Source organism: Cerasibacillus sp. JNUCC 74 (assembly GCF_053667775.1).
In genome coordinates this window covers 3,571,948-3,594,154 of the sequence record NZ_CM132207.1, presented here as the reverse complement: position 1 = coordinate 3,594,154, position 22,207 = coordinate 3,571,948, and the positions used below count along the sequence as shown (strand labels likewise).

Sequence of the window (22,207 nt, the reverse complement as noted above, 5' to 3'; positions counted from 1 at the left end):
TCAATATAATATGGCGGGCTGGCATATTGGCTTTGCAGTTGATAACGCTTTTATGAAAAGCTTGAAATTGTTACAGGATCATTTATACGTAAGCCTATGTCGTGCTATACAGCAAGCAGATGAAAAAGCGTTGCTTGGAGATCCATCAGTAGTGGGGAAATCTTGTTAAAATGTATAAATGAACAAGAAATGTTTACATTAACATCTTATTGTCATGAAATGGAATGTTACGTCGTCCAAAGGTACATTTTTCTCATTGTTATCTGTTCCAAAAGGTTATTCTCCGGAATTTTGCCGAACGATATTAAACGAAGCACATGTGGAAGTAGTTTTGGGTATTGGTTCCTGAGAATATTGAGGAAGGGTATGTACGAGTTGGACTGTTAGCGAGCGAAGAGGGCTAAACGAAGCTGCAGCAAGAATTGACGCTTTGGGGTTATTGACATATAGCTTGAATAAAATAGGTTTTTAATGAAAGTGGGAGGAAGTTTATGATAAATTTTAATTGGAGTAAAGAAGCGGCACAGGAGTGGGATAAACGAGCAAGCGATTGGAGTGAACGAAGCCAGCACATGTGGGATACTGGAAGTAGAAAGCAAATCATCCCTTTGATAAACAAGTACATCAAAAAGAATCAATACGTGTTAGATATCGGTTGTGGTGATGGCTATGGTACATACAAACTATATCAACAAGAATATCAAGTTACTGCCATTGACCTTTCTCAAGAAATGGTTCGTTATGCAAAACAACGACTTCCTGCTTCCGTAACTGTCATCCAAGGTGATGTTAATCATCTGCCGTTTGATAATGGTACTTTTGGTGGGCTGATGGCAATAAATGTTTTAGAATGGACGGAAAGCCCGAAAAACGCACTCAAAGAATTAAAGCGTGTTGTAAAACCAAGGGGATTTTTATGCGCAAGTATATTAGGTCCGACTGCGGGACCGCGGATAAATAGTTATCCGCGGCTTCATGAACAGAAAATAATTTGTAATACAATGATGCCTTGGGAATTTCACAAGCTTTGTTTAGAGCTCGATTTAGCATATATAGATGGGCTCGGTGTATTTAAACAAGGGGTGAAACAAAAGAATTACGAGAATTTATCACTGGAGTTACAGCAGGCTTTATCATTCTCATGGATATTTATGTTAAGAAATGGTGATTCAAATGAACAATAAAGATAAACGGATTATTGAAAAGTATCAACAAGATGAAAAAGCAATGATTTTGGCATTTGCTCAGTGGTGCATTAATCATAATTTAGACCCGATGAAGGTCTACCAACGAGCCTATCCGCAACAAAAGGAAAATAAAGCTCTCTTAGAAGCCATAGAATTAACTGTACCAAAGGAAGAAGGCGAAGTTATTTCAACGGAGATGGTTTTACAAATCCTTCAGTTATTTGGTAATAATGACTTAGCATTTATCGTACAGGAGGAAGCAGATAAAGATAAGCTTTAATCAGTGGGGATTACTGTCCATTCCCCACCGAATATACTAACTTATCGTGCTAAGTTCGAAGTATTGTAGTTTCGATGAAGCAAGTGTATGCATATTAAAAATAGGAATAGAAAGAAGCCAATGATGAAAATTCACTGTGTCATCATTGGTGAACTTTTGGAAAAATCCGCTTATGCGGTGAATAACTTGATTAATGCTTGAGTTCCACTATTTGCTTCTCCTTGTTCTTCCATCTCCTGATATAGCTTTAAAGATAAGGATAACCCGGGTGTAGAGAGTCCTAGTTCTTCTGCGGATTCGAGTGCGATTTTCATATCTTTAATAAAATGCTTTACATAAAATCCAGGCTCATAATCCCCTCGGATCATTCTTGGGGCTAGATTAGAAAGGGACCAGCTTCCAGCGGCGCCGGCTGTTATACTGTCCAAAACACGTTCAGGATTGAGACCTGCCTTTAGCGCATAAGCAATAGCTTCACAAACGCCGATCATGTTCGAGGCAATCGTTATTTGATTAGCAAGTTTTGTATGTTGGCCAGCACCTGCATCCCCTTGTAAAATAATATTTTCTCCCATTGCTTTCAATATTTCTAAAACATCTTCGTATACTTGTTTTTCACCACCTACCATAATGGTTAATGTTCCATTTTTTGCTCCAATATCGCCGCCTGAAACAGGAGCGTCTAAAGCATAGCAATGATTGGCTTTAGCCATGTCGGCAATTTTAACTGCCAGGCTTGGTTTGGATGTAGTCATATCAATTAAATATGTTCCTTGTTTAACGTTTTGTAATAGTCCATCTTCGTCAAAATACACTTCTTCTACATCATGAGGATAACCGACCATGGTAATAATCACTTTAGCTGATTTTGCTAGTTCAGTAACAGATGCTTTCCATTCTGCTCCAGCTTCGATTAAAGGTTTAGCTTTAGCTTTTGTTCTTGTGAAAATTGCTAAACTATACCCTGTTTGTAATAAATTTAACGCCATTTTAGTACCCATGACACCAGTTCCAATAAAGCCAATTTTATCTGCTTTAGTAATCATATTAAAAACTCTCCCTTATACTCTTTTATTATCAAAGTGCAGAAGTTTTTCCACTTCAACATTCACATACTATAGGAAGATGATACCAAATATATATTCATTATTTACATTAAATAAAACTATTCTACTCAATGAATGTTACATGATAGAAGATGTTCAACATGTTCGGTAAAATGATGGTTCTCCTTCTCATTTCAACATACGTTAGAATGAATAAAATATTCACGCTGAAGTTAAGATACGAAGCGAGTGGAGATGTAATGGTCTAAATATCATGTTAATTAGCCGATTTTTAGTTCTGAGTCTTTTTTAACTACGTTTTCTTTAGACGTTAAGAATGGATATGATTTTTCATAGAAGTTAAAAAAGTTTTATTTATAGCTTCGACTAGCAGAAAGTATCTGTTCAATACTTCTAAGTTAGCCAAGTTTTCTTTTGGATTGGTTCTTCGGTTCGCAAAAATTATTGACTACACTCCGTTATTTAACGACACCGGACTATTTATCCTCTATAGCTTTCTTTCGACATGAGGTTATAAAAATCCTGTTATACTGAAAAGAAAAAAGAAACCATTTGGAGGTTGCAATATGGAGTGGGTAGTTAAATCATTTCGAGAGCTTGAAAAAGATGAATGATTTCACTTGTTAAAAACAAGAATTGATGTGTTTGTAGTAGAACAGCAATGTGCTTATTCAGAAATCGATGAATTTGATTTACAAGCTACCCCTATTTTTTTGCAAATGAATCAGAAAATAGCTGCATATGTGCGGAATTTTACCACCGGGAAGTAAGTATACAGAAGCTTCTATCGGCCGTATCTTGGTCGTTAAAAGGACAACGACTTGGAAAGATAAAAATGCAAGCACAGCAGTACTTAATTCATTTTTATGAAAGTTTTGGATTCCGCCAAATTTCGCCAGCCTATTTGGATGATGGAATTTGGCATATTGACATGAAATAGTTGCTAACAATGGACGATTAAGCTGCCACGACGGTGAATTTAATATTGATGAGGTAGACGATTACTTAGCAGAAAGTTTTTTAACTCTACTAGATTGAGTAGAAGCACTCCGGTTGGGATGCTTCTTTAATTTTACAATATAACAACCAATTAGTTAAACGGCTAGTCCAATAGGGTAGTCCGTTTTTAAATATTTTTCAAGTAGGAATCTTTATGAAAATCAATTGGAAAGTAAAGCAAAGAAGAAATCATTTTGGTTGATCTTAGTTCCTGCGATTGTATTGTTGGTACGCTCTGGAACACGGTATCTAAGCTTGTGCGGATTAACGGAATTAAAAACCCGAATATTATTTATGTGGTCAGAACATCAAGATAACAGGTTCTCCTGCCAAAAAATCCAGCAAAAAATATCACACGTTTAAAAGTGTTGATACGGTCAGTGAGCTAGCTGTTAAATATGGTAGCACACAGAAACAACTTCAAAAATGGAATAACCTTTTTAATCCAAATAAGATTTATGTTGGACAGCAATTGCGGGTGAAATAACATAAAACCCCTCAACTGAGAGGGGTTTGTAAGAATATCCTATAGGAGGTTGAAGGAGAATTTTTTTCATAATATAATAATGAATAAACTAAAAAATCGTGTATTAAATCGCAATCGTTGACTATAGATTAAAAAGCCTTCACTTATTATGAATAATATCTATTCAATGTATTGTATTCCTGCAACTAGAATAGTTAGTAAGTATTTTGTTTGTGTTTAGATTTATAAAAGATAATAGCTAAAGCCTATTCCTTTTATGAGGGGAGTAGGCTTTTTTCCAAAACGATTCCTACAGGAGGATAAAGCAAATAGTTACAGTATAAGGTGTTTGCAATTTTAATATATGAATAAACTACAAAACTGTGTAATGATTTTAAGGCCTAAGATGTTCGCTCAATCATATCGGATACCGTTATACATTGAAAGTTATTTTCCTTTAAAAACTTAAGAATCTTTGAAAGTGCTTCTACTGTCTGTCTTCTGTTACGCCTGAATCGTGGAAAAGAATAATGTCTTCAGGAGAAATATTAGAAATATTACATCTTAATTATATGATTAGTCCCTGGACGACTCCAATCTTGTGTATCTTGAGCGCAAGACCATAGAACGATAGTATAACCTTTCTTCAGTATAAGCATGTAAATTTCCATCAGTTGGAATGATCAATACTGCAGCATAACAGAATAGTAAAACTCACCTTATCATTCAATCTTGTTTTAATTATCTGTTAAAGGAATGGTCTCATTAAAAAAGATGTAGCTTTTGTTTTCAAAAGTTGTGATGATTTTATATTCTTTGCGTTAGAAATATTTTTATACATAATTATTATTTAACTATGCAGCATAAGATAGCTATCTGCTTTCTTGATTTTAAAGGAAAATAGTGGAATTTTTTAATGTCTACTAAGAATCAACTAATCATGGCGTTTTTTACGTTTTTTACGTTTTTCTTCATCAATATCAACATCAACACGTTCTTTTTCATCAATATCAACATCAACATTAGAATTACCGCTTCTAATAACTTTAGCAATATTAACATTGCGATTTTTATTTTTTAGATCGTTATCGTTATCATTATCATTGTCATTATCTACTCGGATGTCGCTATCAAAATCTACGTCCGCTCTTGCATCAGCATCGGCGTCAGCTTTAGCGTCTGAAAAACTGAACTCCTCTTCTCTACGCTTGTTTCTTTTCTTCTTATTTACTTTCCTCCACATATAGATTTACCTCCTTCATTATTTTCGTTCTAATTTATCTTATTCGTTATTTACTTTTTGGAGTTGGCTTTTATCTTGAGTAAATAGTCTCTTTTAGTCACATAATAAAAAAAGTTAACTTCCATAGACAATTCAATAAATTTTGCACTTTTAGTATAATGCAAATAGGTTGGCAATGGAATTTCAATTAAGATGGGAGGAGATGGCCATTAAGGCACTTTATGTAGGGGAATGTCATAGCTTTATCGACAAAACATTAGCCCAGCTAGAACAACTACATAATCAGATTAAAAACGTCCAGAAAAGCGTAGAAAGCATTATCGCCTTAGAGGAAGCTTTTAAAGGGAAGACAGCAAGTCTATTCGAAACTTTTATTAGGAGGTACACATGCAGTTCCTATTGTTCTTGGAGGGTTTTAATACCAATTACTCGGATACGTTACGCGAAATAAAACAATCCCCTCATTCAACAAAGAAGAGGCGATTTTTAAATGTTGTGATGCTTTTAAAAATTAGGTAATCACTTAAGACGTTTGTTCCTGTCGAATTATATAATGTAACTTTTTTAAAAAATGTTTCACAGGAATGTAACGGCAAAAAATAAAAAAACGAAAATAAGCGACATAATATATATACAATGCTCAGAAACGTGCTATATATACCAAAAAACAATGAAAAGAATCAAGAAAATACCTATATTCTTATTGACATGATTTGGGAACAAAAATAAAGCATGATCCCGTCCTTTTCTGTGCATAGTATAGATACATAATTCGTGTTAAGAGAGGACGTATCGTTTTATGATTACAAATCAGCAAATAGCAGCATGTAAACAAGCTTTATTACAACGACAATCAGAATTAATATCACTAATCCAAAATCATTTAGGGCTCACTTTAGAATCAGTACAACAGTCAACCGGAGAGCTTTCCAATTATGATAATCACCCTGCAGATACAGGTTCTGAACTATTTGAAAGATCAAAAGATGTGGCACTTAATGAGCATGCTGAAAAAGAGCTAGAAGCGATTAATAAAGCATTGCATGCCATTGAAGAAGGAACATATGGCATCTGTCGTGAATGTGGGGGAGATATTCCTTATGAACGACTTGCCGCTATACCAACTGCAGATCGTTGCATGCAACATGCGATTAAGAATTCATTTAATCAGAATCGAACGATAGAAGAAAAGATCTTTAGTCCCAATATAAACCCTGATGAAGTTACCGAGGAAGTGCAGGTTGGGTATGATGCAGAAGATGCGTGGCAGGAGGTAAGCGCTTACGGGACGTCTGAATCAGCTTCTGATTTTTTCGGGGATAAAAAAAGTTATTATGAAATGTATCCAAATAGTAAGGAAGCAGTTGGTTCGGTAGAAGATGTTGAAGCCTTTTTAGCAGCAGATCTGCACGGTAAATATATCGAGCCAGCACCTAATCACAAAGATTATGAAGAAAGTTCCGATTAAATGTTAAACATGTGAAACCTTCTTTCTGTTAAGACGTATAAAAAGGAAAGAGGTGAAGACATATGGAACAAAAAGGTTGCATTAAATGTGGAAGTAGAGATGCGGATAAAAAAGAAGTTGCGATGACAGGAACAGGATTATCGAAAATGCTTGATATACAAAATAATCAATTTTTAGTTGTCTACTGTAAAAATTGTGGTTACTCAGAATTTTATAATAAGCGCAGCTCGAAAGGAAGCAATATACTTGATTTGTTTTTTGGCTAAGCATAAAAATCAGTACTATTTGACAATGACGTAATAAAGAGAGATCAGCGATATGATACTGATCTTTTCTTTTTTTGGAGAGAGCACATTGGGACGAGGTAAGCACAGCGCAAAATCGTTCTAGTACGCTAAACGCTGCAGCAAAGGTTTAAACGGAAACTCCGTAAGTCGAAACAGAATGCCTTCAAACCGAACCAAAGCGTAGCCCAATTATCCAAAAAGTGGTAGTGCTGAACAAGCTAATTTTTAAATCAAAATCAATAAAAGATAATAAAAAACTCCCCCAAGCAGCAGCTTGGAGGAAGGGTTCTTTTATTGTTCGGTGTTTTCTTCAGGGTTATCTCTTGCTTCAAGAGTTATGCTTGTTGTCTTTTTCTTTCCATCTCGATAGTATTCAATTTCAACTTTATCACCAATGGAAGCTTCAGAGTAAAGAAGCTTACGTAGTTCTAAGATGGATGTAACTTCTTTTCCGTTAATTTTAGTAATGACATCAAATTTTTGAAGGCCAGCCTTAGCTGCAGGTGAACCTTCTTGCACCTCTGCAATTACCATGCCGCCTTTTACACCTTCAGGGAGTGGGAAATTCATGCGGTATTGAGGCGGAACTTGATTAATAGCTGCAGTTGTAATACCGATCATTGGCCGCTTAATTTCTCCTTCTTTCTCCAATTTTTCAGCTATTGGTAATGCAGCGTCTACAGGAATGGCAAAACCAATTCCCTCTACTTCTTGGCGAGCAACTTTCATAGAATTAATCCCTACAACAGCACCGTTGCCATTAACCAGTGCTCCGCCACTGTTACCGGGGTTAATAGCAGCATCGGTTTGAATGACTTCTGTTATCCAATCAGGTTGCCCATCTCCATTTGTATCGATTGGCACAGAACGATCTAAACCGCTTACTACACCTTTTGTAACAGTATTAGCAAATTCCATACCTAATGGGTTACCAATTGCCATCACATTTTCACCTACTTTAAGATCTTTGGAAGATCCCATATTAGCAACGGTAGTAATTTTATCTCCATTAACCTGTAAAACAGCTAAATCAGTTAATTCATCTGTTCCTAATACTTTTGCTTTTAAGCGCTCGTCTGAATAATTAACCGCTACCTCCACTTCCTCTGCACCATCTACCACATGGTGGTTGGTAATTACATAAGCTTTACCATTTTCCTTTTTATAGATAATCCCAGAACCAGTTCCTGCTTCTTCACTTTCCATCCAAATATTTTGTTGTTGCATATTAATGACACCAACCACTGCTTTGGATGTTTCCTCAATATTTGTCGCAACATCTGCGTCCTCTGAGGCAAGTGTCTCAATCACTTCAGGAGATTTATCTTCTTCTGCAGAAGAGGATCCCTTATTACTTCCATTGTTTAGGGGAATAACATTTGTAAAAACTAATGCTATAATTAAAATAATAGATACAATACCACCGGAGATTCCCCCTAAAACAAAATGCAGCAAGGATTTATTTTTAGGATTTTTTGTTTTTGAGGTTGAATGGTTATCAGCAAAAGTATCATTATTTTCTGTTTCTTCGGTGAAGTGCTGATCGGAAGCCTGGTTGGTTACTTTATTTTTTTCAAGTTCTTCTGTATTTTTATTTAGCGTGTTGTGCTGATTTTCATCTTTGTAATCCATTTACCTCACACCCTTTTAGAAAATTAGAGTACAGGCCTATAAGCAAACATCCGAAGCGCCGAGGGGAGTCAGGGGGACGCGGAATAGATGCTTGTTACGGCCTGATATAATGAAACGGTCACTTCAATAGTAAAAGATGCTTTTGATGAAGTTCCCATTGTTACTTTATAGTATACCCACTTACTTTGGTAAACATTTGGTATAAATGTGGAATAAATGTGTAAAACCGTTTTAGCTGTAACATCGTATACTTTATGTAAAAATAGAAATAAATATTGGAGAAAAGGTGAAGCTATATGAATAATCATATCGGTATTGTCGAAGATGATGCAAATATACGTAATATAGTATCAGCATATTTAAAAAACGAAGGGTTTAAGGTTAGTTTACTGGAGTCCGCTGAGGAGGCTTGGGAGTTATGGCAAACGAGTCCTCCGAATATGTGGATATTAGATATTATGCTTCCGGGAATGGATGGTTACGAATTTTGTAAAAGAATTCGAAAAGAAAGTGAAGTCCCGATCATTATTATTTCTGCAAAAGATGAAGAAATTGATAAGATCCTTGGTTTGGAGCTTGGTAGCGACGATTATTTAACAAAGCCATTTAGCCCTAGAGAGTTGGTTGCAAGAGTAAAAAGACTATTTAAACGTTCCAGTGCAACTTTTAAAACGTTAGAAGCAAACGATGGAAGAATCACTGTCGATAAGCTAACGATCGATAGAGAAGAACGTCGAATATTTTTTAATAATGAAGAATGTGAAGTAACAACCAAAGAATTCGATATGTTGTTAATTCTTGTAGAAAATGTTAACCGTGCCTTTTCAAGAGAGGAGCTACTAGTTAAAATTTGGGGAGATAATTATTTCGGAAGTGACCGTGCGGTGGATGATTTAGTAAAACGAATTCGCAAAAAATTACCTGATTTACCATTAGAAACAGTATGGGGATATGGTTACCGGCTTCGTCATGAAGGAGATACAACATGAGACTACAATCTCAATTAAATTCCGCTTTTACCACGTTATTGCTAGTGATTCTGGCAATAACAGGTTATGTTATATACTCGCTGATTTTAGATATGCTTATTCAAGATGAACAGCGACAATTACGACAAAAAGGAGACTTAATCGTCGATGTTTTAAACAATCAATATGAAGGTACAAACCTTAGTAATTTAAATAATTTACTGGAAGATCAAGGTTTGCAAATGTTTATTTATGATAGAAATCAAAATGTCGCTGTATCCCCGACACTTCCGGAAAATGTTGTTGCTGGTTTTTTTAAAAAAAATGATTTTTCCGATAAAAATAAGACTTTATGGGAATATAAGGGAGATAAATTTGTTACATCACGCATCATTTTTGCACCAGAAAGCACTGGGGTTGAATTGATTCTCTTAACACCATTGAGTGATCTTGAATCCGTCCAACAAAGCTTTATTTTTCGATTAATGATCGTGTTTTTATTAGGTGGTGCTATCGCGATTATTTTAAGTTACTTTTTAACTCGTAAGCTTGTGACGCCACTTTCCCAATTAAAAAAGCAATTAAAGAAAATAGAAAAAAGACAGTTTAATGCCGTTGAGAGAATTAAAGCAACTGGGGAAATCAAAGAGGTTGAGCAAAGTGTATATGATATGGCAAAGGAACTGGAACGTTACATTAATTCTCAGCAGACCTTTTTCCAAAATGCTAGTCATGAGTTAAAAACACCACTGATGACTATCCAAGGTTATGCAGAAGGGATACGCGATAAGATTTTTGATGAGCAAGAAGAAGAAAAAGGTCTTGAAATGATGGTAACAGAAGTAAATCGGTTAAAGAAAATCATCAATGAAATGATTTTATTAGCGAAATTGGATAGTGAACCTGACGTCTATACTCCTGAAAACTTGCAGCTTTCGCAAATTTTGGAACAGGTGATTGATCGGACACTTCCAATTGTGAATGAAAAAGGAATCGAATTAAAACATATGATCGATGGTTCTCCACAATTATATGCCGATGGAGAAAAGTTATTACGTGCAATATTAAATTTAACGTTTAATGCGATCCGTCACGCGAAGTCAAAAGTACATCTCCATATTTTCGAACAAAATAAGAATATTTTGATCACCATTGAAGATGATGGGGAAGGAGTATCGGAAGAATTAATACCGCATATTTTTCACCGATTTGTAAAGGGAAAAGGCGGCGAGACAGGACTAGGTCTTGCAATTGCCAGAGCGATTATTGAACAATCGAATGGAAAGATCCGTGTTAAACGTTCGGACTTAGGAGGAGCGAAATTTGAAATTGTGTTTACCGGATGACAATTATGAATCCTTTTACTTTTCATAGGTGATTGTGTTATAATTGAATGGTTTTCTTATTCCCTACAAAATAGAGGAGAGTACGTATGCAATTAAGAGAAGATATTCGTAACATCGCTATTATCGCCCATGTTGATCATGGGAAAACAACTTTAGTTGATCAGCTGTTGAAGTATTCAGGCACTTTTCGTGAGAATGAACAAGTGCATGAACGAGCGATGGATTCTGGAGATATTGAACGAGAACGTGGGATTACAATTCTGGCTAAAAATACAGCCATAAAATATAAGCATACAGTAATAAATATTTTAGATACCCCTGGTCATGCGGATTTTGGCGGAGAAGTAGAACGGATTATGAAGATGGTCGATGGCGTTATCTTGGTAGTTGATGCTTTTGAGGGAACGATGCCGCAAACACGATTCGTTTTGAAAAAAGCTTTAGAGCAAAAGCTCACACCAATCGTTGTGTTAAATAAAATTGACCGTCCAAATGCCAGACCGAATGAAGTAATTGATGAAGTATTGGATTTATTTATTGAACTTGGAGCGGATGATGATCAATTAGAGTTTCCAGTTGTCTATGCTTCTGCACTAAATGGTACGTCTGGATATGAAGCCGATGACCAGAAAGCTACTATGGATCCCGTGTTTTCAACTATCTTAGAGTATATTCCTGCCCCAGTGGATAATCGACAAGAGCCACTACAATTTCAGATTACATTACTTGATTATAATGACTATGTTGGCAGGATCGGTATTGGTAGAGTAGTCCGCGGAACCATGAGCGTTGGCCAGCGTGTTGTGGTGTTGAAAAAAGATGGAACACAAAAATCATTCCGTATTACGAAATTGTTTGGTTTTATTGGTTTGAAACGAATTGAAATAAAAGAAGCAGTTGCCGGAGATATTGTAGCAGTAGCTGGAATGGAAGATTTAAATGTAGGAGAAACGGTTTGTCCAGAAGATCATCCTGAGGCGCTTCCTTGGTTGCGAATTGATGAACCCACATTACAGATGACTTTTCATGTCAATAATAGTCCATTTGCCGGAAAAGAGGGTAAATATATTACGTCACGGAAAATTGAAGAACGCTTATATAAACAGTTAGAGACAGATGTCAGTCTCCGAGTAGATTCTACAGACTCTAAGGATGCATGGACTGTCTCTGGTCGTGGCGAATTACATTTATCCATTTTAGTTGAAAACATGCGACGTGAAGGTTATGAATTACAATTATCTAAGCCAAAAGTTATCATTAAAGAAATTGATGGAGTTAAATGCGAGCCTGTGGAGCGTGTCCAAATAGATGTGCCTGAAGAATATACAGGGGCTGTGATGGAATCACTTGGTGCAAGAAAAGGCGAAATGCTCAACATGGTAAACCAAGGGAATGGACAAGTTCGACTTGAATTTAAGGTACCATCTCGGGGCTTGTTAGGTTATTCAACGGAATTTATGTCGCAAACACATGGATATGGAATTCTAAATCATACGTTTGAGGGGTATGAACCTGTAGTTAAAGGACAAGTTGGCGGAAGAAGGGAAGGCGTACTTGTTGCTTTAGAAAATGGGAAAGTATCAAGCTATGGGATTATGCAGTTAGAGGATCGTGGAGTTATCTTTGTTACTCCTGGGACTGAAGTATATGCGGGTATGATTGTTGGAGAACATAATCGTGATAATGACTTGACTGTAAATATTACGAAAGAAAAACATTTGACAAATGTTCGTTCAGCAACAAAAGATCAAACGATAACGATTCGTAAGTCACGTCATATGTCTTTGGAAGAAGCTTTACAATATATAAATGAGGATGAATACTGTGAAGTCACACCGGAGTCTATTCGTCTACGGAAAAAGATTTTAAATAAGAGCGAACGTGAAAAAGCAGCGAAAAAAAATAAGTAGAAATTTACCCCAGCGATAGGAAAGTGATATCTCCCCTTAAGGTAGACAGATTAAAAAACAAAAATCTGTTTTCCTTAAGGGGAGTTTTTGGGATGTTAACAGTGTAAAATACTGTAGTACCATGCTGTGAATAGATAGCGCTTGGGCTCAAAAAAAGTTAAAGTTCAAGATAGTGTAGTTTACTGTAAAGAAAAATCGGTTTAAATAGAAACCATGCCCAAACAACTTAGTGGAGGAATGTTCAGGGACAAAAACTCCGTACAAATTAGACAAGAAATTTTTGTACTTCCTTCTTGGAGTTTTTATGGCACTTACTTACCTTTCTCTTGGAATTAATAATTTTAAAAAGTACATCGTTTTTTGTCCTTTTACAAGGAAATTCGCCATGTTTTATACCCAGACTTCATCAAAAAGAAAAGATAAATTTGCTACTATTATAATTTGCTATCCCTTATTTTTACAAGTATTTGTTAAATCATATATAAACTGGTCTAATGGTCAAGCTTGTTAACAAACAGATCGTGATTGGGCAAGAAGTAACGATAATGGTAAAGTGAACAAGCTTTTTAATTGAGCTACGGGAGTTAGGTATGTTATGCTTTTTCATACAATTTATTCTTTATGATAAAGTTGTTTAGAAGTCTAGAGATTAAAGGTGTTTATAGATGAGAAAAATATGGTCGAGAATCCGTTTTTTGTTTACATTTCATAAGTCAATTCCTTTTGTAAAAGATTTCTTTTTATCAAAGGAAGTTAGTAAATCCAAAAAGCTTCTATTTGTAGCTGTCATCACCGGTTATTTTCTGTTTCCTTTTGATATAATTCCCGACTTCTTACTTGGTTTTGGTATGGTGGATGATGTTACACTGTTACTATTTATCCTGCAGTGGATGGTTAAAATAGCACCCGAAGATATAAAAGATAAGTATTCCTTTTAATCGGCAATAGTGCTGAAAGTTTTTTGCTTGTTCTATATAGAAATATTTAAAAAAGTGATCTTTGCTTTTCGTTGTGCAAAGATCACTTTTCTTGACAGTACTTTTTCTTGGGGTGTGAAAACGTTTATCCCGCATGTAACTTGTGGTAAGGCCTCTATTCCAGGCTACGAGGCGAACCCGAGGGTGGAGGATCCAACTGCAAGTCAAATGCCGATGCTGTTCATTCTAACAATCAGAGAGGGATAAAAGAACCCTCTCCTGATTCCATGATTCACTTTATTTTCCTTCATCTTCGTTTGAAATATATTTTGTAAAATATGCAGCGCATATTAAGAATATAAAGGATAATCCCCAGGAAACAATACCGCTCCATTGAGTATTTGTACGTAACCCAATTACTAAAATAACTGCGCTTAAGCCAATGAAAAATATTGTTAAGTACCGCTTCACTGAAAACACCTCAATTGCAAAGGTCGATAACTTTAGGGTATAGTTATGCATCTATTATAATACGCTACTTTAAAAATTAATACTCCCATGTTGCTTATAGCCAGCTGTTATTGACCAGCGACATCTCTTTTTGTGAAAACAATCCATGACAAAAGCATGAATATAACATAGTAAACGATCAGTACAGTGATTGAAAAGCCAAGTGTCATCCCTTCAATAATCGGTTCATTTCCTTCAGCATACTGACTTAAATCAGTATGGACAAATAGAATATATTTTGCCCATTCTTTATCGAGGAAGAAACTTACAATGGTGCTGGACCCCATCATCAAGAAAATGGCGACACCAATTGCTAACGAGCCGTTACGGAATACCGCTGAAATAGTAAAAGCAAAAGTAGCCATTACTACAAGCCCCACCAATTGATAACCATAATTAATAAAAATTTGCGGCACAACTGCGAGTTCTTTAAAGCCATTCGCTGTTTCTGCTACTATGGAAGGATTTAAGCCATTAACCCCGAAAAAGATAGCTCCTAATATCCAGCTAAAAATAAGACCAAAAATAAGGGTATATAACGCAAATAACAAAATAGCGATATATTTAGATAATAGTATGCTGCTTCTAGAAATTGGTCGAATTAACAGGAGTTTGATCGTCCCCCAATTAAATTCGTTAGCTACAATTCCTGCAGCAATAACTATAGTAAAGAGACCAGCAAGAGAGCTGACTGTTAAAACTGCATCTTTCGTAAATTGCCAAGCATCATAGGGCTCTGGTTGAATGTCGTTTTCCAAATAATAATTATTTTTAGCAATAGTTGAAGGATTCATTTCTGCTGCAAATTCATCTTTTTTCATTTCTTTCTCTAGTTTTTTATTCTCATCTTCCAAAACTTGACGCCAATCATCACTTTGATATTCCGTATTTAAATCAGCAAAGTTTTTCTGTATAAAGACAAACCCTATAAGAATGGCGGCTAAAATAATATACATCACCCAAGATGACTTACGGATATATATTTTTGCTTGTTCATTTTGAATTAATTTTAACATTCTACTCAATCGTATTCTCTCCAATCAGTTCAAAAAATTGATCCTCTAGTGTACCGTTTGCTACATTTACTTGATAAATAGCACAATCATTTTCTACTAAACTTTTAATAATCGAAGGCACTTGCTCTTTTTCGCAACGGAAAGATAAGTTACCATCTAATTCAACCGCTTCTATTTGATATTGATCTTTTAATAATTGGATTGCTTTATCTAGTGGTTTTATTTCAATGTGGTGGATGAGGTTATCTGTTGTTTCACCACCAACGTTTTGAATTTTAATCAGTTTTCCATTTTTAATGACGCCAATACGATCACACATCTGTTCAATTTCGGACAACAAGTGACTAGAAATAATAATCGCTACATTTTCATCAGTGGCTAACTTTCGAATATGTTGCCGTATTTCCCGAATTCCGGCGGGATCTAATCCATTAGTTGGTTCATCAAGTATTAATACAGACGGTCTATGTAACAATGCTTGGGCAATCCCTAATCGTTGGCGCATCCCTAACGAATATCTTCCAACCTTTTCATTAATCGCTTTTTCAAGTCCTATCAGTTTAACTACCTCGTGAATGCGTTCATTCGTAACTCCCGGGACCATACGAGCATAATGTTTTAAATTTTGCAGTCCAGTCATAAATGGATACATTTCCGGATTTTCTACGATAGCTCCAACTTCACGAATAGCCTGTTTAAAATTCGTCTTGATACTATTTCCTTGAATTAAAATATCTCCATCCGTTAACTTCATTAGACCAACTATCATCCGGATCGTCGTTGTTTTACCAGCACCATTTGGCCCGATAAAGCCAAATACTTCTCCTTTTGGAATTGAAAAAGAGAGACCTTTAATAATTTCTTTTTTGCCGATTGTTTTTTTGACATCGACTAACTCAATTGCTGTTAAAGACATTCAGTAAACCTCCTGGTTATTTTGTTAGTAGGTAGTACGATATAAGTGACAAATTTGTTTCAAAAAAACTCCCAATTTGTAAAAAACTTTACAAATTGGGAGTTCATAATAGGGGAAAACTATGCTTACAGTATGAAGTTGTTTAATTTTGATTAGGATTTTCTTTATTTGCTTGTTTCACACGTGGTTTACGAAAGCCACCAGCAATATCTGCTTGCTTAAATGCTTTAGCATAGAGCACTTCTTGAGCAGCGGTCAGCTGCTTGTTTTTGGTAGGCTGATATGGTGTGTGTTGCATTATCAAAAATCCTTTCATAAGTAATATGGTTATATTTCTCATATTCCCTTAAGGAAAAAAAATAAACATAGAATTCTAAAAAATTACTGTTGTAACGGAGTATTTTAAAGCAAAACGAGAAAATGCGTAATAATCGGGAATGATAGTTCACAAATTAAGCTGTGAGCATATAGTTAATTTTAATATTTATGCCACATCTAACGAAGGGTTCCCACTGCAAGAGTTATGAAAAATTTGAAGAAGCCTAATGGGAAATAACGGCACCTAATGTTGCCCAAAAAATAATATACATTAATCACCATCTATCCTAGTATTAATGAAGTTAATATATATAGTAAATAAATAAGGAGGATAAAAGGTAGAAATGAGGGGAAAAAATTAAAGAATATATTATTAATATTACTTGTTTTGATAGGCAGTTTCTTTACTTACGTTAGCTACAAAAAAAAGTCTAGAGAATAATGTGATTGAATATGTAACAACTAAACAAAACGTTCCCAAAAATGATATTCTCTCCAGTGAACCATTTATCTCTAATTTAAAAGGCGATAAAAATTGTATGGTAAGTATCAAATTGAAAAACGATAATAAAATCTACTTTTACTATCAAAATAATGACAATAAAATAATTTTAGAATCTTACACTGAAGATGGAGTAGAACACATAATAGACAAACAGGAATAATATGTAGGAAATTATGGTTTTGGTCGATAAGGAGTTCGATCATAATAGCGTGTAATCAACAAAAAAACTTCGGCAGCGATATATCGCATTTTTCAAGGACGTTGTGTCATCTTTATTTATTCAAGGATAACAGCAATCCGTGAATGAAGTGTTACTTTATACTTGAACAGGTAATTTTTTTCGTTCTAAACATGTGCATTAGTACTTCCGATATGATAAAAAAGTACAGCTACGATAAGGAGCAGACAAAATGGTTAAACGAATTGTAAAAGCAATTATTGTCATTTCTTGTTTTTTGATCATTATTGGTTGTAGCAATGACCGACAATTGGAAGTAAATAATCATCAGGAAAAAAAGCTAATGATAGAGAAAAAAGACCAGCTAAAACAACAAATTTCAATAGCTGCAGTTGGTGATATGCTCATTCATAGTGAGGTATATGAGGATGCAAAAACGAAAAACGGTTATGATTTTACGCCGATGCTCAAAGACGTAAAACCATTTCTTAAAGATGCAACCATAACTACAGCTAATCAGGAAACAGTGATTGGTGGACAAGCTCTTGGATTATCCTCATATCCTTCTTTTAATAGCCCCTTTGAAGTTGGTGATGCATTAAAAGATGCTGGTGTCGATATTGTAACACTAGCGAACAATCATACGCTTGATCGTGGAGAAAAAGCTATCCAACAAGCAATTAAGCATTGGGAAAAAATTGATATGATGTATACTGGTGCTTATAAAAGTAAGAAAGATCAACAGAGGATACGCGTTTATAAAACAGAAGCAGGAATTGATGTCGCTTTTCTAGCTTATACGTACGGTACAAATGGTATACCTGTTCCAAAGGGAAAGGACTATTTAGTGAACTTAATCGACAAGGAGAAAATAGCAAAAGATGTTGCACAGGCAAAAAAACAAGCTGATGCTGTTATTCTCCAATTGCATGTTGGCACAGAATATAAGATGTTACCAAATCAAGAACAGAAAGATTTAGTACAATTTGCTGCGGATCAAGGGGTTCATGCTGTTATTGGTCATCATCCGCATGTTCTTCAGCCATTTAATTGGGTAAAAGGAAAAAATGGAAATAAAATGTTTGTAGCCTATTCCTTAGGAAATTTTTTATCCGGACAAGATGAATTATATCGTCGTTTTGGCGGGATCGTAAAATTTCAGATTACAAAGTCAGAAAAAGACGGAAAAACGACCATTGAAGTTAATCACCCTGCATTTTTACCTACCTTTGTAAAATTCAAACAGGAAGCTGATTTTCAAGTGTTGCCGTTAGCTAAAGTGACGAATAAAGATTTAAAAGGTGCAAAGGAATACTACCATGAAATAAAGGAACATGTATCTCAGTGGATGCCTGAATTAAAAATTATGGAGCCATAATTTACTAAAAAAGGAAAGGCAAGCGAATTAAATTTGCCTTTCTTTTTTCGATAGCGAAATAACCGACTAGTCACGTCCGGCTCCATCGCCCAGCAACGATGCGACTTCACGAAATCGCCCTACGATAAGTCATCATCGGTTCGTCAACTCACCGTGATTCCTTTATCTCGGTTGATTCATTCCATTCACTACGTTGCTAAACGGGCGCTTGCGCCTTTGTTCTTAACAGATACGAAACAATATATAAAGTGAGACCTATCCCGATCAGTACAAGTGTTGGTATTTGAATTGTTGGTCCAAATTCAGGAATTAAATACACAATTGCTAAGAATAGTAAAATAAAGATGGTGGAACCGATCCAAGCTTGGAGAAATTCTACCCATTTTTTAGTTCGTTTTCCTGCGAAGGTGGAACGTTTTAACCACCAAAAAACTAATTTAATAAAGATATAGAGTAGAAGTAAAAAACCTATAAAAGAAATCAAGGAGGAGCCGAGGTACAAGGTAGTCGTATTCTCGCCTTTATGAAAGAAATAATAAAGAGCAGAGCTAATTACTCCATCGACGATCGAGAAAATAGCTGCAACTTGGATAATGATTCTCGTTGCAAATAAAAGATTATATTTGCGTTTTTCTTTAGGGAGCTCATTAATTAGTTCTTCGCAATAAACCCTCGGATCAGGACCAAATATATTTGCTGCTGTTTTCCCCTCGGATTGGGCTTCAATTAAATGCTCCAACAATTCCAATAAAATTTCTTCCGTTTGTTGTTCAGATTTATTACTAGCTGTTCGCATATAAACAAGCATATCTTCATAGAAAGCTAAATTCTCTTCGTTTAGTTGGTTGCGCTTTTCGTTATTTATGGAGATTAATTCGTTTGCATTCATTATCTATTCCCTCCCGATTTTAAAATTCGATCGACCGGATGCTTTATCAATTCCCATTGCTGATTAAACTCAGCTAATGCTTCTTTTCCTTTAGCAGTCAATTGATAATATTTTCGTTTTGGTCCAGCTTCTGATTTTTTCATTTCTCCGCTGATCAGTTTTTCTTTTTGCAATCGCAGTAAAATTGGATAGATGGAACCCTCACTAATATTGGTTAGTCCAAATTCTTTTAAGACAACGGAAAGCTCATAGCCGTATATAGGTCTTTTATTCATAATTGCTAAAATACATCCTTCCAAAATCCCCTTTAGCAATTGACTTCGTAACGACATTTGTTCACCTACCTTGCATAACAATATAGCGTTTTTAAAAAACAGCTACCTTGTTATACAAAGTAGCCTGTGGACTTATTTTACAATTTACTGCTATAAAAAGCAAGGATTATTTGATATGATAATTTTATGTATTCTGGTTCATGTTCCTAAAAGGATGGGCGAGTTCGATGTGACTTGGAATAGTGCAATTACTTTGAACTGTAAGAAGCTAGTCTATGAAGAAGTTAGCTACGTTGTGTTACTAGACTTTTAGCACATCATTTATAGCAATTGACATGAATTTGTGAATGACTAATCGACGATTGATAATATAAACTTGACTTTGATCTGAAGGGTGATTGATCAACATGGAATGGAAAAATATTTATCGGGGAATTTTAATGGGAGCAAGTGACGTTATCCCAGGAGTAAGTGGAGGGACAATTGCAGTATTATTAGGAATATATGATAGATTAATAGCGGCCATCAATGGTTTGCTAAGTAAGGATTGGAAGAAACAATTAGGCTTTTTAATACCGCTTGGTATCGGTGTTGTAACTGCGATATTAGTGCTGAGCCGTGTTATTGAGTGGTTATTTGATCATTACCCAGCACCAACTCAATTTTTCTTTTTAGGCCTAATAATCGGTATCTTGCCATACTTGTTTTATAAAGCAGATGCTAAGAAAACATTTAAGTTAAACCATGTTTTATTATTGCTCATTGGTGCTATTATTGTAGGATCAATGGTTTTTCTAAATGAAGGAAAGGCTGCGGTCATTACACATATAGATACTTCTACGTATATTTTGCTGTTTTTTTCCGGTATGATTGCCAGTGCTGCAATGATTTTACCTGGGATCAGCGGGTCGTTTTTATTACTTGTTATCGGTGTTTACCCAACGGTTATTAGTGCAATAAGTAATTTTCAACTCGATATTATTGCAGTTACCGGCGTTGGTATTGTGATTGGGATCATTTTTATGAGTAAGGTGGTTAATTATTTTTTAACCCATTTCACCACCGCCACATTAGCCATAATAATCGGTATGGTTATTGGATCTATTTTTGTTGTGTTTCCCGGCTGGCCAACATCTGTGAATATCGGGCTGCTTAGTATTGGCTCATTTACGGTTGGATTAGCAGCAGCTTATATTTTAGGAAGAGTAGAGTATGTATAGTTCAATCTAACAGCAAAAAGCAAATGGTAAGACAAACGATATAAAAATGGTTACAATAAAGGCTAGTAGAGGAGGAATTGGTATGGAACGATTAAGTACAGAGCAAGCTTTCAATCAAGTTATCCAAAGCGAGAAGCCTGTAATCATTAAATTTTTTGCCGACTGGTGTCCGGATTGTAAACGACTGGATATGTTTATTGGCGATATTATTAATGAATATAACAATTATAAATGGTATGAAATAAATACGGATGACGTGAAAGGTATTGCTGAAAAATATGAGGTTATGGGAATTCCAAGCATTTTGATTTTCCAAGCTGGTAAGAAAAAAGCACATCAACATAGTGCTTACACAAAAACTCCTGAATCGGTAAAGGATTTTCTGCACCAACATTTAGCATAAATATTAGGGTTTGCTGATGGTTATCGGCAAACCCTTTTTTATGTGTAGGCAGGTTGGTGCTTAAAAGAAGCACCCAATGTAAAACAACAAGCTTCTAAAATAACATCTTTAATTTATTGTAAAGGATAGACCTTTTTCACTTTCTAGTTGTAATTGAGTATTTTGTAACCGGATGTTTTTCTTAGCTGGAACTTGATAAAGCGCCGAAATCGTACTAACTGGTAAGTTGGAGGTAATTTCGGTAATTGCTTGTGGATTAATCGAATGAGGATTATCTGGCAAGTTTATTTCCTCTTTCCATTCAATTAGAAACGGAACAGAATCATCTGCATGGGGAAACAGCATGTTCCATGATAGGGATGACCCGTTTGGTTTTATTCGATTTCCTGGGATTGGCCCCGTTACCTGTATGGAGGCTTGTAAATAATAATCGGCAAAGTAGGCAAGTTCATTTGTTCTTAATGCAAATTGTATTGGCCCTTCCTGTGATGTTTCTAATGAATGAACAAGTTGGATAATAAGCGGATTTTTAGCCTGTGCTGCAACTTCTTTATTTACGACTCCAAGCCATTCAATATAACAATCATTAGCAAAGTATGCTAAATAATTATACGTTCCCCAGTTTCCATGCTCTCCACCAGCAACTATTTTTACATGATGATTTTGGCTAAATTGTCTCGCTGCTTCTTTTGGATTGTGTGTGGCGATTACAATATGATCAAGTGCTAACATGATCATTCCCCCTTTTAACGTTTTTACCTTGCAATTTAAGGTATTGGTTACTCCCAGTTTCAAGAATTGTATAGGTATGATCAGCCTTTTTATTTAA

The 22,207-nt window shown here is 35.4% G+C and carries 23 protein-coding genes; 14 read left to right on the top strand and 9 right to left on the bottom strand.

Translation table 11 applies throughout. From position 1 onward, the window contains the following. The first annotated feature begins 491 nt into the window (after positions 1–491). Together JNUCC74_RS16025 and JNUCC74_RS16020 are read left to right on the top strand one after the other, a co-directional pair. Positions 492–1,184: a class I SAM-dependent methyltransferase gene (locus JNUCC74_RS16025; protein WP_077318414.1), complete on the top strand. Its 693-nt coding sequence runs from the start codon at positions 492–494 to the stop codon at positions 1,182–1,184. Then, positions 1,174–1,467, top strand: a complete 294-nt coding sequence (locus JNUCC74_RS16020) for a hypothetical protein (RefSeq protein ID WP_077318413.1) — start codon at positions 1,174–1,176, stop codon at positions 1,465–1,467. The genes JNUCC74_RS16025 and JNUCC74_RS16020 overlap by 11 nt, the downstream gene beginning before the upstream one ends. A gap of 170 nt (positions 1,468–1,637) precedes the next feature. Here the strand turns inward: JNUCC74_RS16020 and JNUCC74_RS16015 are convergent, their stop codons facing one another. Further along, positions 1,638–2,513 (bottom strand): NAD(P)-dependent oxidoreductase, encoded by an 876-nt coding sequence (locus tag JNUCC74_RS16015; RefSeq protein ID WP_077318412.1) that lies wholly within the window; start codon positions 2,511–2,513, stop codon positions 1,638–1,640. Positions 2,514–3,154: 641 nt separating this feature from the next. Between JNUCC74_RS16015 and JNUCC74_RS16010 the strand changes: the two genes are divergently transcribed. After that, entirely contained in the window at positions 3,155–3,304 is a 150-nt protein-coding gene (locus JNUCC74_RS16010) for a GNAT family N-acetyltransferase (RefSeq protein WP_245799706.1), read from the top strand. Positions 3,305–3,369: 65 nt separating this feature from the next. Beyond that, positions 3,370–3,474 carry a GNAT family N-acetyltransferase gene (locus JNUCC74_RS16005; RefSeq protein WP_245799705.1) on the top strand — a complete coding sequence of 35 codons (105 nt, stop codon included), beginning with the start codon at positions 3,370–3,372 and terminating at the stop codon, positions 3,472–3,474. A gap of 1,459 nt (positions 3,475–4,933) precedes the next feature. Here JNUCC74_RS16005 and JNUCC74_RS16000 read toward each other — a convergent pair. Continuing rightward, the gene (locus JNUCC74_RS16000; protein ID WP_454066109.1) at positions 4,934–5,242 is read right to left on the bottom strand and encodes a hypothetical protein; all 309 of its coding nucleotides are present in this window, start codon (positions 5,240–5,242) and stop codon (positions 4,934–4,936) included. A gap of 175 nt (positions 5,243–5,417) precedes the next feature. Here JNUCC74_RS16000 and JNUCC74_RS15995 point away from each other — a divergent pair, with 175 nt between their 5' ends. The 3 genes from JNUCC74_RS15995 (at position 5,418) to JNUCC74_RS15985 (ending at position 6,976) form a co-directional block, all read left to right on the top strand. Then, positions 5,418–5,693 carry a T7SS effector LXG polymorphic toxin gene (locus JNUCC74_RS15995; RefSeq protein WP_454066108.1) on the top strand — a complete coding sequence of 92 codons (276 nt, stop codon included), beginning with the start codon at positions 5,418–5,420 and terminating at the stop codon, positions 5,691–5,693. A gap of 348 nt (positions 5,694–6,041) precedes the next feature. Next, on the top strand, positions 6,042–6,710 hold the full coding sequence (locus JNUCC74_RS15990) for a TraR/DksA C4-type zinc finger protein (protein WP_454066107.1): 669 nt from the start codon (positions 6,042–6,044) through the stop codon (positions 6,708–6,710). A 62-nt stretch (positions 6,711–6,772) separates the two neighbouring features. Next, positions 6,773–6,976, top strand: coding sequence for a zinc ribbon domain-containing protein (locus tag JNUCC74_RS15985; protein WP_454066106.1), 204 nt, complete (start codon positions 6,773–6,775; stop codon positions 6,974–6,976). A gap of 312 nt (positions 6,977–7,288) precedes the next feature. Here the strand turns inward: JNUCC74_RS15985 and JNUCC74_RS15980 are convergent, their stop codons facing one another. Beyond that, positions 7,289–8,629 carry a S1C family serine protease gene (locus tag JNUCC74_RS15980; protein ID WP_454066105.1) on the bottom strand — a complete coding sequence of 447 codons (1,341 nt, stop codon included), beginning with the start codon at positions 8,627–8,629 and terminating at the stop codon, positions 7,289–7,291. 296 nt (positions 8,630–8,925) lie between these two features. Between JNUCC74_RS15980 and JNUCC74_RS15975 the strand changes: the two genes are divergently transcribed. The 4 genes from JNUCC74_RS15975 to JNUCC74_RS15960 all read left to right on the top strand — a co-directional run bounded on the left by JNUCC74_RS15975 (position 8,926) and on the right by JNUCC74_RS15960 (position 13,791). Continuing rightward, complete coding sequence (locus JNUCC74_RS15975; protein ID WP_454066104.1) at positions 8,926–9,618, top strand: response regulator transcription factor; 693 nt, start codon at positions 8,926–8,928, stop codon at positions 9,616–9,618. Beyond that, positions 9,615–10,943, top strand: a complete 1,329-nt coding sequence (locus JNUCC74_RS15970; RefSeq protein WP_454066103.1) for a sensor histidine kinase — start codon at positions 9,615–9,617, stop codon at positions 10,941–10,943. The genes JNUCC74_RS15975 and JNUCC74_RS15970 overlap by 4 nt, the downstream gene beginning before the upstream one ends. A gap of 86 nt (positions 10,944–11,029) precedes the next feature. After that, entirely contained in the window at positions 11,030–12,853 is a 1,824-nt protein-coding gene (typA, locus tag JNUCC74_RS15965; protein WP_454066102.1) for a translational GTPase TypA, read from the top strand. A 665-nt stretch (positions 12,854–13,518) separates the two neighbouring features. Continuing rightward, entirely contained in the window at positions 13,519–13,791 is a 273-nt protein-coding gene (locus JNUCC74_RS15960) for a YkvA family protein (RefSeq protein ID WP_077318403.1), read from the top strand. Between the two features lie 557 nt (positions 13,792–14,348). Here JNUCC74_RS15960 and JNUCC74_RS15955 read toward each other — a convergent pair. The 3 genes from JNUCC74_RS15955 to JNUCC74_RS15945 all read right to left on the bottom strand — a co-directional run bounded on the left by JNUCC74_RS15955 (position 14,349) and on the right by JNUCC74_RS15945 (position 16,510). Beyond that, entirely contained in the window at positions 14,349–15,296 is a 948-nt protein-coding gene (locus JNUCC74_RS15955; RefSeq protein ID WP_454067912.1) for an ABC transporter permease, read from the bottom strand. A gap of 1 nt (position 15,297) precedes the next feature. After that, the gene (locus tag JNUCC74_RS15950) at positions 15,298–16,212 is read right to left on the bottom strand and encodes an ABC transporter ATP-binding protein (protein WP_454066101.1); all 915 of its coding nucleotides are present in this window, start codon (positions 16,210–16,212) and stop codon (positions 15,298–15,300) included. Between the two features lie 142 nt (positions 16,213–16,354). Beyond that, entirely contained in the window at positions 16,355–16,510 is a 156-nt protein-coding gene (locus JNUCC74_RS15945; protein ID WP_143695739.1) for a YfhE family protein, read from the bottom strand. Between the two features lie 935 nt (positions 16,511–17,445). Between JNUCC74_RS15945 and JNUCC74_RS15940 the strand changes: the two genes are divergently transcribed. Beyond that, complete coding sequence (locus tag JNUCC74_RS15940; RefSeq protein ID WP_454066100.1) at positions 17,446–18,591, top strand: CapA family protein; 1,146 nt, start codon at positions 17,446–17,448, stop codon at positions 18,589–18,591. 196 nt (positions 18,592–18,787) lie between these two features. Here JNUCC74_RS15940 and JNUCC74_RS15935 read toward each other — a convergent pair whose 3' ends face one another. Together JNUCC74_RS15935 and JNUCC74_RS15930 are read right to left on the bottom strand one after the other, a co-directional pair. Then, a complete protein-coding gene (locus JNUCC74_RS15935; protein ID WP_454066099.1) occupies positions 18,788–19,480 on the bottom strand; it encodes a DUF1129 family protein in 693 nt (230 codons plus the stop codon). Then, complete coding sequence (locus JNUCC74_RS15930) at positions 19,480–19,812, bottom strand: PadR family transcriptional regulator (RefSeq protein ID WP_454066098.1); 333 nt, start codon at positions 19,810–19,812, stop codon at positions 19,480–19,482. The genes JNUCC74_RS15935 and JNUCC74_RS15930 overlap by 1 nt, the downstream gene beginning before the upstream one ends. A gap of 350 nt (positions 19,813–20,162) precedes the next feature. Between JNUCC74_RS15930 and JNUCC74_RS15925 the strand changes: the two genes are divergently transcribed. After that, complete coding sequence (locus tag JNUCC74_RS15925) at positions 20,163–20,975, top strand: DUF368 domain-containing protein (protein WP_454066097.1); 813 nt, start codon at positions 20,163–20,165, stop codon at positions 20,973–20,975. A gap of 82 nt (positions 20,976–21,057) precedes the next feature. Further along, positions 21,058–21,378, top strand: a complete 321-nt coding sequence (locus JNUCC74_RS15920) for a thioredoxin family protein (protein ID WP_454066096.1) — start codon at positions 21,058–21,060, stop codon at positions 21,376–21,378. 108 nt (positions 21,379–21,486) lie between these two features. Here the strand turns inward: JNUCC74_RS15920 and JNUCC74_RS15915 are convergent, their stop codons facing one another. Beyond that, the gene (locus JNUCC74_RS15915) at positions 21,487–22,110 is read right to left on the bottom strand and encodes a VOC family protein (protein ID WP_454066095.1); all 624 of its coding nucleotides are present in this window, start codon (positions 22,108–22,110) and stop codon (positions 21,487–21,489) included. Between the last annotated feature and the right edge of the window lie 97 nt (positions 22,111–22,207).

Excerpts from the sequence above, each read along its gene's own strand:
- JNUCC74_RS16025 (WP_077318414.1), top strand. The coding sequence starts at position 492 with ATGATAAATTTTAATTGGAGTAAAGAAGCGGCACAGGAGTGGGATAAA.
- JNUCC74_RS16020 (WP_077318413.1), top strand. The coding sequence starts at position 1,174 with ATGAACAATAAAGATAAACGGATTATTGAAAAGTATCAACAAGATGAA.
- JNUCC74_RS16015 (WP_077318412.1), bottom strand. The coding sequence starts at position 2,513 with ATGATTACTAAAGCAGATAAAATTGGCTTTATTGGAACTGGTGTCATG.
- JNUCC74_RS16005 (WP_245799705.1), top strand. The coding sequence starts at position 3,370 with ATGCAAGCACAGCAGTACTTAATTCATTTTTATGAAAGTTTTGGATTC.
- JNUCC74_RS16000 (WP_454066109.1), bottom strand. The coding sequence starts at position 5,242 with ATGTGGAGGAAAGTAAATAAGAAGAAAAGAAACAAGCGTAGAGAAGAG.
- JNUCC74_RS15995 (WP_454066108.1), top strand. The coding sequence starts at position 5,418 with ATGGAATTTCAATTAAGATGGGAGGAGATGGCCATTAAGGCACTTTAT.
- JNUCC74_RS15990 (WP_454066107.1), top strand. The coding sequence starts at position 6,042 with ATGATTACAAATCAGCAAATAGCAGCATGTAAACAAGCTTTATTACAA.
- JNUCC74_RS15985 (WP_454066106.1), top strand. The coding sequence starts at position 6,773 with ATGGAACAAAAAGGTTGCATTAAATGTGGAAGTAGAGATGCGGATAAA.
- JNUCC74_RS15980 (WP_454066105.1), bottom strand. The coding sequence starts at position 8,629 with ATGGATTACAAAGATGAAAATCAGCACAACACGCTAAATAAAAATACA.
- JNUCC74_RS15975 (WP_454066104.1), top strand. The coding sequence starts at position 8,926 with ATGAATAATCATATCGGTATTGTCGAAGATGATGCAAATATACGTAAT.
- JNUCC74_RS15970 (WP_454066103.1), top strand. The coding sequence starts at position 9,615 with ATGAGACTACAATCTCAATTAAATTCCGCTTTTACCACGTTATTGCTA.
- typA (WP_454066102.1), top strand. The coding sequence starts at position 11,030 with ATGCAATTAAGAGAAGATATTCGTAACATCGCTATTATCGCCCATGTT.
- JNUCC74_RS15960 (WP_077318403.1), top strand. The coding sequence starts at position 13,519 with ATGAGAAAAATATGGTCGAGAATCCGTTTTTTGTTTACATTTCATAAG.
- JNUCC74_RS15955 (WP_454067912.1), bottom strand. The coding sequence starts at position 15,296 with ATGTTAAAATTAATTCAAAATGAACAAGCAAAAATATATATCCGTAAG.
- JNUCC74_RS15950 (WP_454066101.1), bottom strand. The coding sequence starts at position 16,212 with ATGTCTTTAACAGCAATTGAGTTAGTCGATGTCAAAAAAACAATCGGC.
- JNUCC74_RS15945 (WP_143695739.1), bottom strand. The coding sequence starts at position 16,510 with ATGCAACACACACCATATCAGCCTACCAAAAACAAGCAGCTGACCGCT.
- JNUCC74_RS15940 (WP_454066100.1), top strand. The coding sequence starts at position 17,446 with ATGGTTAAACGAATTGTAAAAGCAATTATTGTCATTTCTTGTTTTTTG.
- JNUCC74_RS15935 (WP_454066099.1), bottom strand. The coding sequence starts at position 19,480 with ATGAATGCAAACGAATTAATCTCCATAAATAACGAAAAGCGCAACCAA.
- JNUCC74_RS15930 (WP_454066098.1), bottom strand. The coding sequence starts at position 19,812 with ATGTCGTTACGAAGTCAATTGCTAAAGGGGATTTTGGAAGGATGTATT.
- JNUCC74_RS15925 (WP_454066097.1), top strand. The coding sequence starts at position 20,163 with ATGGAATGGAAAAATATTTATCGGGGAATTTTAATGGGAGCAAGTGAC.
- JNUCC74_RS15920 (WP_454066096.1), top strand. The coding sequence starts at position 21,058 with ATGGAACGATTAAGTACAGAGCAAGCTTTCAATCAAGTTATCCAAAGC.
- JNUCC74_RS15915 (WP_454066095.1), bottom strand. The coding sequence starts at position 22,110 with ATGTTAGCACTTGATCATATTGTAATCGCCACACACAATCCAAAAGAA.